At 47.0% G+C, this 12,545-nt stretch carries 15 protein-coding genes and 1 pseudogene; 4 read left to right on the plus strand and 12 right to left on the minus strand.

Translation table 11 applies throughout. From position 1 onward, the window contains the following. Positions 1-376: 376 nt before the first annotated feature. The gene (gene rpoH / locus RF679_RS17150) at positions 377-1,276 is read left to right on the plus strand and encodes an RNA polymerase sigma factor RpoH (RefSeq protein WP_309481847.1); all 900 of its coding nucleotides are present in this window, start codon (positions 377-379) and stop codon (positions 1,274-1,276) included. A gap of 86 nt (positions 1,277-1,362) precedes the next feature. Here rpoH and RF679_RS17155 read toward each other — a convergent pair whose 3' ends face one another. From RF679_RS17155 to RF679_RS17175, 5 genes are read right to left on the minus strand one after another with little or no spacing between them, the layout of a single operon-like run. Next, positions 1,363-1,983 (minus strand): SCO family protein, encoded by a 621-nt coding sequence (locus tag RF679_RS17155; RefSeq protein WP_309481848.1) that lies wholly within the window; start codon positions 1,981-1,983, stop codon positions 1,363-1,365. Position 1,984: 1 nt separating this feature from the next. After that, positions 1,985-2,869, minus strand: coding sequence for a heme o synthase (gene cyoE, locus RF679_RS17160; RefSeq protein WP_309481849.1), 885 nt, complete (start codon positions 2,867-2,869; stop codon positions 1,985-1,987). Positions 2,870-2,871: 2 nt separating this feature from the next. Next, positions 2,872-3,996 (minus strand): COX15/CtaA family protein, encoded by a 1,125-nt coding sequence (locus RF679_RS17165; protein WP_309481850.1) that lies wholly within the window; start codon positions 3,994-3,996, stop codon positions 2,872-2,874. A 2-nt stretch (positions 3,997-3,998) separates the two neighbouring features. After that, positions 3,999-4,592, minus strand: coding sequence for an SCO family protein (locus tag RF679_RS17170; protein ID WP_309481851.1), 594 nt, complete (start codon positions 4,590-4,592; stop codon positions 3,999-4,001). Continuing rightward, positions 4,573-5,289, minus strand: a complete 717-nt coding sequence (locus RF679_RS17175; protein ID WP_309481852.1) for an SURF1 family protein — start codon at positions 5,287-5,289, stop codon at positions 4,573-4,575. The genes RF679_RS17170 and RF679_RS17175 overlap by 20 nt, the downstream gene beginning before the upstream one ends. Positions 5,290-5,320: 31 nt before the next feature. Here RF679_RS17175 and RF679_RS17180 point away from each other — a divergent pair, with 31 nt between their 5' ends. Next, positions 5,321-5,521: a twin transmembrane helix small protein gene (locus RF679_RS17180; RefSeq protein WP_309481853.1), complete on the plus strand. Its 201-nt coding sequence runs from the start codon at positions 5,321-5,323 to the stop codon at positions 5,519-5,521. 170 nt (positions 5,522-5,691) lie between these two features. Here the strand turns inward: RF679_RS17180 and RF679_RS17185 are convergent, their stop codons facing one another. The 7 genes from RF679_RS17185 to RF679_RS17215 all read right to left on the minus strand — a co-directional run bounded on the left by RF679_RS17185 (position 5,692) and on the right by RF679_RS17215 (position 11,545). Next, positions 5,692-6,552, minus strand: coding sequence for a cytochrome c oxidase subunit 3 (locus tag RF679_RS17185; RefSeq protein ID WP_309481854.1), 861 nt, complete (start codon positions 6,550-6,552; stop codon positions 5,692-5,694). A 70-nt stretch (positions 6,553-6,622) separates the two neighbouring features. Beyond that, positions 6,623-6,838, minus strand: a complete 216-nt coding sequence (locus tag RF679_RS17190; RefSeq protein WP_309481855.1) for a DUF2970 domain-containing protein — start codon at positions 6,836-6,838, stop codon at positions 6,623-6,625. Positions 6,839-6,846: 8 nt separating this feature from the next. Beyond that, the gene (locus RF679_RS17195; protein ID WP_309484042.1) at positions 6,847-7,428 is read right to left on the minus strand and encodes a cytochrome c oxidase assembly protein; all 582 of its coding nucleotides are present in this window, start codon (positions 7,426-7,428) and stop codon (positions 6,847-6,849) included. A 3-nt stretch (positions 7,429-7,431) separates the two neighbouring features. Further along, positions 7,432-7,545: a cytochrome oxidase small assembly protein gene (locus tag RF679_RS17200; RefSeq protein WP_309481856.1), complete on the minus strand. Its 114-nt coding sequence runs from the start codon at positions 7,543-7,545 to the stop codon at positions 7,432-7,434. Positions 7,546-7,622: 77 nt separating this feature from the next. Then, entirely contained in the window at positions 7,623-9,227 is a 1,605-nt protein-coding gene (gene ctaD, locus RF679_RS17205) for a cytochrome c oxidase subunit I (protein WP_309481857.1), read from the minus strand. Positions 9,228-9,244: 17 nt separating this feature from the next. Next, on the minus strand, positions 9,245-10,435 hold the full coding sequence (coxB, locus tag RF679_RS17210; protein ID WP_309481858.1) for a cytochrome c oxidase subunit II: 1,191 nt from the start codon (positions 10,433-10,435) through the stop codon (positions 9,245-9,247). Positions 10,436-10,741: 306 nt separating this feature from the next. Continuing rightward, on the minus strand, positions 10,742-11,545 hold the full coding sequence (locus RF679_RS17215) for a methyltransferase domain-containing protein (RefSeq protein WP_373921697.1): 804 nt from the start codon (positions 11,543-11,545) through the stop codon (positions 10,742-10,744). Positions 11,546-11,771: 226 nt separating this feature from the next. Between RF679_RS17215 and RF679_RS18950 the strand changes: the two are divergent. Together RF679_RS18950 and RF679_RS17220 are read left to right on the plus strand one after the other, a co-directional pair. After that, positions 11,772-11,894: pseudogene (locus tag RF679_RS18950) on the plus strand (hypothetical protein); the annotation flags it as partial. 171 nt (positions 11,895-12,065) lie between these two features. Next, positions 12,066-12,497 (plus strand): ComF family protein, encoded by a 432-nt coding sequence (locus tag RF679_RS17220; protein ID WP_309481860.1) that lies wholly within the window; start codon positions 12,066-12,068, stop codon positions 12,495-12,497. The last annotated feature ends 48 nt before the right edge of the window (positions 12,498-12,545 follow it).

Genomic DNA, 12,545 nt, shown 5'->3' on the forward strand with positions numbered 1-12,545 from the left:
AATAATTCTTTACTAAAAACCTGAGGCGAAACAAAGAGCCTCAGTTTTTATTTTAGACTCCAATGAGTTTCAATTCATTCGTCTTAGGTTCTAATCAGATTCTAAATAAGTTCCTTTCATGTCAGAGCAAAAACAAGGCATTTTTACCGTTGTTTGCCTCTTCCGCCTCCGATTTAATAGCCAGCAATTCAAGTTTTTTCCAAGAAACGTTTTATGTTTTATAAAAATCTTTCTTGTTGCTGCACTTGAAAAACGGAAAAACAAACAGATTATTAGCACTCATCCCAATTGAGTGCTAATATAAGATCTTGAAGGCCTCAGGAAACATTCTGGGCCTTGCAATACAGTACGAATCTGATTGAAATCAGGAGGAAACATGACACAAACATCAGCACAAGGCATCCTGCGTCCCTCGGACAGCACCGCTTTAGCTCTGGGGTTTACCGGCACTTTAGGCAATATCGACGCCTATATTTCGGCCGTCAATCGTTTGCCTATGCTGTCGCATGAAGAAGAAACCGATTTAGCAAATCGACTCAAAAAGAATAACGACCTGCACGCTGCGCAACAATTGGTTATGTCGCACTTGCGTTTAGTGGTCTCGATTGCTCGCGGTTACCTAGGTTACGGTTTGCCCCACGCGGATTTGATTCAAGAAGGCAATATTGGCCTGATGAAAGCCGTTAAACGTTTTGATCCAGACCAAGGTGTGCGCCTAGTCTCCTATGCCATGCATTGGATCAAGGCCGAAATGCATGAGTACATCTTGAAGAACTGGCGTTTGGTCAAAGTTGCGACAACCAAAGCCCAACGTAAATTGTTCTTCAACTTGCGCAGCAATAAAGAAGGTTTGGATGCCATGACGCCATCTCAAATCGATAGTCTCGCGGAAAAACTCGATGTGAAGCGCGAAGATGTCATCGAAATGGAAATGCGTTTGTCTGGTCGTGACGTGGCACTTGATGGTTCGAGTGACGACGAAGACGAAAAATTCGCCCCGATCGCCTATTTGAAGACGGATGCAGAAGAGCCGACCAACATCATCGAAGCGCAGCAATATGATCGTTTGCAAAGTGAAGGTTTGGAATCCGCTCTGGCAAAATTGGATCCTCGTTCACGCCACATTATCGAATCACGCTGGTTGAAAAATGATGATGGTTCAGGTGCGACCTTGCACGAGCTCGCCGATGAATATGGTGTTTCTGCAGAACGTATTCGTCAAATTGAAAGTGCAGCTTTAAAGAAGATGAAAACTGCTTTAATCAGCTTCAACTAAACCAGCGCATTAGCAAACAAAAACGGCACTTTCAAAGTGCCGTTTTTTATTTTCAGTATTGCTTTCTATTCGAAATCGCAAGCAGTCTATTGCAGCAGCAATTTCACGTCATGGGTGATGGCCTCAGACTTCTGGCCATAAGCGACATACAATCGCAATCTTCCTTCAGGATCAAAGACGTAACTCGCCGCTGTATGATCCATCGTGTAACTGTCTGGCGTCTTACCTGGGCTTTTTTGATAGAAAGCTTTAAAATCTTTAACAACCTTTTGAGTATCTTCAAGACTGCCGCGCAAACCTAAAAACCGCTTATCAAAATTCGGCACATAACTCGCCAATAATTCTTGCGTATCGCGTTCAGGATCAATCGTAATAAACAAAACTTGCACACGCTCTGCTTGCGGCCCCAGCTGCTTCATCACATTCGCCATTTCCACCATGGTGGTTGGGCAAAAGTCAGGGCACTGGGTGTAGCCAAAAAAGACGATCACCGCTTTCCCTTTAAAATCTTTGAGAGTCCGCGTCTTACCATATTGATCAGTGAGACTGAAGTCCTTCACATAATCGAGTCCCGTCAGATCCGTATTCAGAAATGCTTCATTGGCTTTCTTCGCACCATTTTGATCACAGGCACTTAGGAAAATACTCAGCACCAAAGCAGTTGCCAAGCCCATGAACCTCAAACCACCGCGAAGAGTAGATGTCATATTAGAACCGTATGTAATGATCAACCAGTAAGGCCAAGAAGAGCAGTGACAGATAAACGATAGAGAACGTGAAAGTCTTACGTGCCAATAGATCATCATAGTGACGATATATTCGCCATGCATACCACAAGAACCCGATACCTAGAATGATGGCACTCACCAAATAAATCAAGCCACTCATGTGAATTGCATAAGGCAACATGGTGGTTGCGAACAATGCGATGGTGTACAACCAAATATGAAAGCGCGTAAATTCTGGACCGTGCGTCACAGGTAACATCGGCAAACCGGATTTAGCATAGTCATCGCGACGATACATAGCCAAGGCCCAAAAATGCGGTGGCGTCCAAACGAAGATGATGAGAACTAGCAGCCAAGCTTGCTTAGGTACGTCATCAGCGATTGCCGCCCATCCGAGTGCAGGAGGCATGGCACCCGACAAGCCGCCGATCACGATATTTTGCGGTGTCGCTGGCTTCAAAATGATGGTGTAAATGACGGCATAGCCAACGAAAGTGACGAAGGTCAGCCACATGGTCAATGCGTTAACAAAAAAGTATAAGATCGCCATTCCCAAACCGCCGATCAGCAGCGAGAACACGATGATTTGCTTTTCACTGATTTCGCCTTGCGCGCTCGGGCGGCGAGCCGTGCGTGCCATGCGCGCATCAATTTCTCGTTCCACCAAACAGTTGACCGCAAAGGCCGCACCAGCAAGCAACCATATCCCTGCGGTCGCGGCAAGTACGATACGCCAATCAGGCAATGTCGGGGTTGCCAAGAACATACCGATCACGGCACAAAATACCGCCAATTGGGTAACCCTAGGCTTGGTCAAAGCTAAGTACTGTGCCAAACGACTAGAAGTGGGAAGAGATGTGCTCATGTTTAGGCTGCTTGTGCTGAACTGCTGTAACGAACCCGATAGTTTATCATGGTCAGCATCAGCACGAGCATGGCGGCACCTGCATTATGTAAGACTGCGAGTGCGAGAGGCCAATTGAAGTACACCGTTCCGACACCGGTCAAGAATTGCAAGAGGAGCACTGCAAGCACCTGGTTTCCCAAGATCTTCAAATGCGGTTCCGACCGCAGTATCATCGCAAGGCTTCCGACAGCAAAAATCGCCACCCAAGCAAAACTGCGGTGGACCCACTGTATAGTAACCAGGGCACTATAAGGCAGATATTCACCTTCAGCGGTTTGGCCTAACTTACGCCAGAGATGAAAGGCGTGTTCCCAATCGAGATCGGGAAGCAAAACGCCATTGCAGGTCGGATACCCAGTACAAGCAAGCGCAGCATAATTCGTACTTACCCAGCCGCCGAATCCAATCTGCATCCACAACAATACAAACGCGACAGGCGCCAGAATCCGCAATACGCTAGCTCGATGCGTAAGCTTGATGAGTGATGTTTGTTCACGCTCCAAAGACCACACCAAAAGCGACAATAAACCGAGACCCAAAAGCAAATGCGTCGTGACGATGATGGGCTGCAATTTAAGGGTGACGGTCCAGGCACCAAAGGCGCCTTGCAAGCAGACAAAAAATAGGAGAAAGCTCGCCATCCAAGGACTGCGTTTCGGCTGTTTTGAAGCAGCAAACTGAGCGTGTCGATTTTGATACCACATACGCCAAGCAACAATCACTTGGGCCACGATCAACATCCCTACTGCCATGGCGAGATAGCGATGGATCATTTCTATCCACGCCTTAGCGACTGTGACTGGACCGTGTGGCAAGGCCGCCTCGGCAGCTTTAATTTCTTCATGCGCCAGCAAAGGATTCATTTCACTATAACAACCGGGCCAATCCGGGCATCCGAGCCCGGAGTCAGTCAAACGTGTGAAACCGCCGAAAACGATCAGGTCGAAGGTCAAGAAAACAGTCACCGCAATCAATTTGCGATATTTGTTGGTATCTTTAGAGCGCCACACCACCCACAGCGCAATGGATCCTAAGGCAAAGCCAACAGCCAATAGGGCGAGCGCTAAAACAAGCTTATCTATCATGATCAACCGATCGCCGATGCTTTCAAGAGTTTTGAAATATCTTTTTTGATCTTATTGGGGTCTGCATCTTTCGGATAGCGCATCATCAGATTTCCCAATGGATCGATCAGATAAATATGATCATAGACGGTGGTGCCTGCTTCGACCGGCAACCACTTTTCAAGCGCCGCTTGATTCACACGCAGAAAACGGGTTCCTGCGATTCCCTCTTGCAATTTGACATCTGGTGTCGCCTCATCAGTGATGAGCCAAACACGTTCAATACGCTCACGCTCTTTGCCCTGTGCTGTGCGTAGCTGGCGCATGTCATACAACTTCTTTTGGCAGGCCGATTCACAAGCAGCACGATCGATCTGGAGCATGATCCACTTACCTTTGAAGTCACTGAGTTCTTGCGACTTCCCCTCTAAGTTTTTACCAGCGAGCTGTGGCATCGGAAATTGACGCGGATCTAACAGGCTGCCGTAATTGGTACGGCTCTCTGGCTTAATGACATAGTAGGTAAAATAAGACGCAATCAAGGGAGAAGCGCAAACCGCGATAATAAGAAGAAGCTTCCAGCGTCCACTGCGTTGTTTATTTGGTGTGTTTTCCACGTCGAATTCCTGTTACAACAAAAAATAAGAAAGCCATGACAGTTAGGCCGTACCATTGAAATGCATAGGCCCTGTGCTTATCAGCTCCATTCGATGGCACTGGCCAGTCGCGCTGCAGGCCCTCACCTTGAGTCGAGGTTTGCTCAAGGACCCATTCTGGCATATCAAGCTTTAGGGTGGCGGCAACCTCGGCCGATGACAGATTCTGCAAAATACTTCCTGGCGTGATGATCTCATCCGCCCCCAATTGCATCGAGCGATCTAGATGCTGTCTTACAATACCCGCGATTTCAATTTCACCATTTGGTATTTCAAGACGCGGTATTTTAGTGCGTTCCTTGAGATCGCGCTGAAACCAACCTCGTGCCACCAGCACCGCCTTATTTGACTCAGAAAGTTGGAAAGGCATCAGTGCAACCATGCCCACCTTGCCATTCATTGGGCGATTATCTAGATACAAAGGCCACTGTTGAATGAACTGCCCTCGTAGATGGATACGCTGAAAAGCACGGGGCATTGTGAGTTGGTTTGCATCGATCAATGCGCTAGGCAATTTCGCCTGTTGCTCGATTTGAAGCGCGATGTTTTCTTTCTCCTGCGCCCGACGAGTTTGCCAATTGCCAAGCATAATTCCAGCAATGCACACGATGATGGTCGCGAGCAGAGGTAAAGTTCGGGAGAAAATTTGCTTTAGCATTACAATGTTGGTTTTACTGAGGGTTACATGTATGAAGATTCTGGTCGGCTTAGCGTTTATTCTTATTTTCTTAAGTCTTGGCTCCGCCCTGCTTTATATGATGAAAGACAAAGGACGCAGTAATCGCACTGTCAAAGCACTTGCCTTTCGGGTTGGCTTCTCGATTTCTCTTTTCTTGTTGATCTTACTGGCTAACCACTTCGGTCTAGTACACCCCACCGGCATTCGATAAGATGAGATCTTCGCTTGAAAAGAATCGGACGACGGAACTGTTTAGAACTGCCACCTCGCGATCTCGTTCGATTTTAGGAATTTCGGCCAAGAACTAAAAACCTAGATCACTTCAAAACGCATTAAAAAAAGCCGCACAAAGTGCGGCTTTTTTTACGAGTCTCCGTAGGCTTACATCCAGTAAACAACAACGTACAAGCCCAACCAAACGACGTCAACAAAGTGCCAATACCAAGCTGCGCCTTCGAATGCGAAGTGATGATCTGCTGTGAAGTGCCCCTTCATAATACGATACAAGACCACAGACAACATAATCGCACCCATCGTGACGTGGAATCCGTGGAAGCCGGTCAACATGAAGAATGTTGAACCGTAAATGCCGGAAGTTAATTTCAAGTTCAATTCGCTGTAAGCGTGCATGTATTCATACGCTTGGAAGCCCATGAAGATTGCGCCCAACAGAATCGTTGCGAACAACCACAAAGCTGTCTTCGAGCGGTTACCTTCACGCAATGCATGATGGGAAATCGTCAAAGTCACACCAGACGTCAACAATAAAGCTGTGTTGATAGTTGGAATTGGGAAAGGCCCCATTGTTTTGAACGCTTCAACCACACCTGCTGGACCGACCGAACCCCATTGACCAGCAAAATCAGGCCACAATACTTTGTGATCCAAATCTGCCAACCATGGCATCGTGATCGTACGAGCATAGAACAAGGCACCGAAGAAAGCGCCGAAGAACATGACTTCAGAAAAGATGAACCAGCTCATACTCCAGCGGAAAGACACGTCGATACGTGCGCTGTATTTGCCAGATTCCGATTCCGCAATCGCATCACCAAACCATTTGTACAAGACCACCAAGGTCAGGAAAATCCCGATAAAGTTAACGTAAGCACCCCATGTCAGGCCATTGACCCAAGCCGAAGCACCGACCATCGTGGTCAATAAAGTTGCGCCACCAAGTACTGGCCACTGTGAAGGACCAGGCACAAAGTAATGTGGTGCCGTAGCATTGTGAGAACTCATTTCCATCTCCCGATACAATTTTGAACTGCGTTTAATCTAATAAATTTATGAATGTGTGAACATTAGAAGTTCACTTTGCGACGACACTTTTGACAATGAAGATCAACACTGTAATAAAGATTGCCGCGCCAATTATTCCTGCTATAACCACATGTAAAGGATTGAGTTGAGCAACATCTTTTTCGTAATCGCTCTTTTTACGAACCCCAAAAAACGACCAAAACACTGCCTTCATTGTCGCCAATAAAGAGCCTTTGCGTTGACTTGCTTCTTTGAGGTCACTCATACTCCGCCCTATAAACCTGCTTTTACATCACCCTGTTTCAAACCCACTTCAAAAAATGTATAAGACAAGGTAATGGTCTTCACATCTTTCGGCAATGCAGGATCTATGAAGAACGTTACTGGCATTTGCCGCGCTTCATTCGCCTCCAAAGTCTGCTGCTTGAAACAGAAACAATCTAACTTCTTAAAATATGCCGTTGCTTGCTGAGGCGCGTAACTCGGAATCGCTTGCGCATCCATTTTGTAGGATTGCTTATTCACGACCTCGTACACAACTTGCGCCATTTCACCAGGATGCACTTTGATGCTTGAAACCGTCGGCCGGAAACGCCATGGGCCTTGGGTGTTCGCATCAAACTCAATGGTTACCTCACGCGTCGTATCAATTTGAGAATTCTTAACTTCCTTCAAATCAATATCTTTTGGCGTCAGGATATTAATCCCAGTCAGCTCGCAAATCTGTTTATAAATGGGAATTAGCGCGTATCCAAAACCAAACATCAGAACTGCAATGACCAGCAGCTTCCGCAACATTTGACCATTTAAAGCGCGCTCTTCCTGCTTCTCAACAGAATCGTCACCGTTTTGCATCATTCACTTACCCAGTAAGAAAGTCTGCTTGATGATGACGCCAACAAAAAAAACAATTGCGACGGAGGCCAAAATTAAGGCGGTACGCAAATTATTCGGTTTTCTGTCGTTACTCATTTTTTTTGATTCCGGACCGTTCACACTTGCGCACAACCGATCCTGTAAGTCTATCTAATCAAACTAATCAATCTGAATTATTTGACTTCTGGTGGTACTTCAAAAGTGTGGAATGGTGCTGGGCTTGGAACTGTCCATTCCAAACCTTCTGCGCCTTCCCATGGTTTCGCTTCAGCTTGCTTACCGCCACGAATCGATGGAATGACCACGAACAACATGAAATACACCTGCATCAAACCAAAGCCGAAGCCACCAATCGAAGCGATCGCGTTGAAGTCTGCGAATTGCGCTGCGTAATCAGCGTAACGACGTGGCATGCCTGCTAAGCCCAAGAAGTGCATTGGGAAGAAGGTGATATTGAAGAAAATTAAAGACAACCAGAAGTGGATCTTGCCACGTGTTTCGTTGTACATGAAACCTGTCCATTTTGGTCCCCAGTAGTAGAAGCCAGCGAACAAAGCAAACAAGGAACCTGCCACCAACACGTAGTGGAAGTGAGCCACAACGTAGTAAGTATCTTGCAATTGGATGTCGATTGGTGTGACCGCCAAGATCAAACCAGTGAAACCACCCATGGTGAACACGAAGATAAAACCAACCGCGAACAACATTGGCGTTTCGAAAGTCATCGAACCTTTCCACATTGTCGCAATCCAGTTAAACACTTTCACACCAGTTGGAATCGCGATCAACATGGTTGCGTACATGAAGAACAACTGCGCTGTAACTGGCATACCAGTTGTGAACATATGGTGAGCCCAAACGATGAAAGACAAGATCGCGATGGACGATGTTGCATACACCATGGATTCGTAACCAAACAATGGCTTACGAGCGAACGCTGGAACGATATGAGAAACGATACCGAACGCTGGCAAAATCATGATGTACACCTCTGGGTGACCGAAGAACCAGAAAATGTGTTGATACATCACTGGATCACCGCCACCTGCAGCGTTAAAGAACGATGTACCGAAATGACGATCAGTCAAAGTCATCGTGATTGCACCTGCCAACACTGGCATCACTGCGATCAACAAGTAAGCTGTAATCAACCATGTCCAGCAGAACATTGGCATCTTCATCAAAGTCATGCCAGGAGCGCGCATGTTCAAGATGGTTGTGATGATATTGATCGAACCCATGATGGATGAAGCACCCATGATGTGAACGGCAAAAATCGCCATATCCATGCCAGGACCCATTTGTGTCGACAAAGGTGCATACAATGTCCAACCAGCAGCTGTTGCGCCGCCTGGAACAAAAAAGGAACCGATCAACAACAAAGCAGCTGGTGGCATCAACCAGAACGAGAAGTTGTTCATCCGGGCGAAAGCCATGTCGGATGCACCGATTTGCAATGGGATCATCCAGTTAGCAAAACCAACGAAAGCCGGCATAATCGCGCCGAAAACCATGACCAAACCATGCATGGTTGTCAATTGGTTGAAGAACTCTGGCTGCATCAATTGCAATCCAGGTTGGAACAATTCGCTACGAATCAAGAGGGCCATGACACCGCCAGCCATCAACATCGTGAACGAGAACCAGAGGTAGAGGTTACCGATGTCTTTATGGTTTGTCGCGAACAAATAACGACGCCAGCCGTGTGGATGGTCGTGCGCGTGGTCATCATGACCATGAGAGTGATCGTGTGCGTGATCAGCTACTGTATTACTCATCTCAATCTCCTGTTCAATTACTTACGCGCAGCCAAAACTTCGGCTGGCTGGACGATGTTTTCTGCTGATTTATTCGACCAGCTATTACGGGTGTAAGTAATCACCGCAGCAATTTCTGTATCAGACAACGAAGCTTTCCATGCAGGCATAGCGCGAATACCGTTCAACAAAATGTTGACTTGCGCTGCTTTTGGACCTGTAACAACAGCAGAGCCGTCCAATGCTGGGAATGCACCGGGAACACCCTTACCATTTGCTTGGTGGCAAGCTACGCAGTTCTTTTCATAGACGCTTTGACCACGTTGTTTCAACTCATCCACTGTCCAAACTTTGCTTGGATCATCAGCTTTGGCAGCCATTTCTTTCTTCTTAGTGTCTACCCAAGCTTTGTAGTCCTCTTCGGAAACAACGCGAACCACGATAGGCATAAAGGCATGCTCTTTACCGCACAACTCAACGCAGTTACCGCGATATGTGCCGATCTTTTCTGCTTTAAACCACGTATCGCGAACAAAACCTGGAATCGCATCTTGCTTGACGCCGAAGGCTGGAATAGTCCAAGCGTGAATCACGTCATTCGCTGTTGTGATCAAACGGACTTTCTTGTTCACTGGAACAACCATCTCGTTGTCAACTTCGAGCAAGTAGTTTGCAGTGCGAGCTGCAACGTTCGCTGCAACGCCTGGGGCGCCTACTTGATCACGCGGCGTAGACAAGGTGGACAAGAAGGAAATGCCTTCGCCGTCGCCTTTGAGATAGTCATAGCCCCATTTCCATTGCATACCAGTCACTTTGATCGTGATGTCAGCATTGGAAGTGTCTTTCATTGCCACCACTGTTTTCGTTGCAGGCAATGCCATACCGATAACGATCAAGAATGGAACGATAGTCCACAAGATTTCAACAGTCGTACTTTCATGGAAAGTAGCAGCTTGATGACCGAGTGACTTACGGTGTTTCAAAATGGAATAAAACATCACGCCGAAAACAGCAATAAAAATCGCTAGGCAGATGTACAACATCATGTTGTGAATGGAGTAAATTTGCTCCGCGATTTGCGTCACTGGCGCTTGCAAATTAAGCTGGTGTACTGCCGGGCCGCCCTCACTATTTTTGACAGCAGCCATTGCTGGCAAGCCTGCTGCCATCAATGTAGCCCCAAGCATCAGCGAAGCACCAAGTGTTCTCGACTTCAATGCATGTTTCATGATTTCCCCAAAAACCTATTAGAATTTTCAACGGAAATTGTCACAAACAATTACCGACAATTTCCACAATTGCGAGAGTATAAAGCCGAAAGCTGAGGTATATCAAGAAGAAAACACTGGACAACTGCGCAAAATCAGGTTGACATGCAGCGTTTTTTGATAATAACGACAGGCAACAATTTGCGAGCAATTTCAAGTGGATTGCATAAAATTCTTGCCTTTAATTGAGCATATAGGCTTCGTCAAGCGACCTAAAAATCGACAGCAATTCGAGACGGAACCGTATCCGCAGCGCCCAAAAGAGGTCTATTTACGCGGAACAAATTGCACAATCGACTCTCCATTCTCGCGCTTCGTCGCAGGTGGTTTAAAAGCGTGTCCATACACCAGCTCAAACGTCAGCGGGATACGACCATCAGCACCACGAGTCGCTTCAAGTAGGCTTATCAATTTCCGATAAGCAGATTTACTGACACGCAGCTCGTGCTGTTGCGGAAGCGGGCTCCCCCCCAAGGCACGAACATCTTGAAGCAAGCGCTCGACCCGCTCATAACGCAAGGTGATCTTCTCCATATCCATCACCGGTGTTGCCAAGCCTGCGTGAACGGTCATATCACCAAAGTCATGCATATCGACAAAATCCAACATATGCGGAGCTCGATCGATTGCAGCAAAAGCTTCACGCAACTCGCGCATACTGTCTGGACCAAAACAAGAGAACATACACAAACCGCCCACTCGCAGAACTCGCCTCCATTCTTTCAAGGCGAGGTCCGGTTGCGGGTGCCAATGTAAGGCAAGATTGGACCAAATCACGTCTGCGCTATCACTTGCCAAAGGTATTTGCGCAAAATTCGCGCAGAACAAATGATGCTTGGAAGATGCTTTCCAGCTCGACGGCAAAACGTGCTTCAACAGCCGCTCCATCCCTGAATGTGCGGCAAGTTCGGTTTTTTTACCCTCTTTTAGCATCATCTCCGCGCCATCCACACCAAAAATCGTCGCTTCAGGAAAGCGCTGTTTTAGATGCGAAAGCTCATCACCTTCACCGCATCCCAAATCGAGCACGGTACTCGCTTCGAGTCTTACCATGGCAAGCTTTTCTCGCATACGCTCCGCAACCTCTCTTCTCAAGAAGGCACTTCCCGCGCTTCTTGATGGGTTTGAGAATAGGCGCCGAACGCCAAACAAGACTTCTGAGGGAAACTGGCTTTGAATGGTCATTTAGTATAAATAATATTACAATTAAATCTTATCGAATCAGCGCGGCGAACTTAAATTCTCGACTTTTTCAAGCCAATAGACTTCATTCACGCAGTTTAACCGATCACTCAGCATGTTCGCTTCCCTACTCGACTTCATCTTGCCAAGACATTGCCTCGTTTGCGATTCGAGAAGTGCAACATTACTCTGCAACGGATGCCAACATGAATACTTTGGGTACAACTGCTCACGCTGTACTGTGTGCGCCATTGATCTCGTAGCGGGAAGCCAAGACAAGATGTGTGGCTCTTGTCTAAAGGAGCCACCGTATTTCGATCGAACCGTGGTCGCCGCCAACTACTTACCTCCGTTCGACCACCTAGTCCTGCAATTAAAATTCGGAAGTCGTCTAGAATTAGCGCAATTGATGGCACAGACCATCCGAGATCAACTACTCCAATTACCTGAAGTCGAATTTCCTGATCTTATTATTCCATTACCCCTTGGATCCATAAGATTACAACAACGTGGCTTTAATCAATCAATGGAAATTGCACGTCATTTAGCTCAGCAAATCGGTGTCGATATCCAGCCGACCTTGCTGCGGCGGATCAAAGAAACTCTCGCACAAAGCGAATTAGACACAAAACGCAGGTTAGCCAATGTCCGTCGTGCTTTTCTCATATCACCGGATAAACTTGGTGCTATAGAGAACCTTCACGTCGCGCTAGTAGACGATGTTATGACGACGGGGACCACGCTGAATGCGGCTGCGCAAGAGTTGAAAAATGCTGGCGCACGCAAAGTCAGTAACTTCGTCTTCGCTCGTACCCCCAAGTCACGCACGCCCTCACACTAGGTTCGCAGACCGAGATTTGCTATGATGGCGTGTTGATTGACCACAACC

The organism is Undibacterium cyanobacteriorum (genome assembly GCF_031326225.1).
In the GTDB taxonomy this organism is placed as follows: Bacteria; Pseudomonadota; Gammaproteobacteria; order Burkholderiales; family Burkholderiaceae_D; genus Undibacterium; species Undibacterium cyanobacteriorum.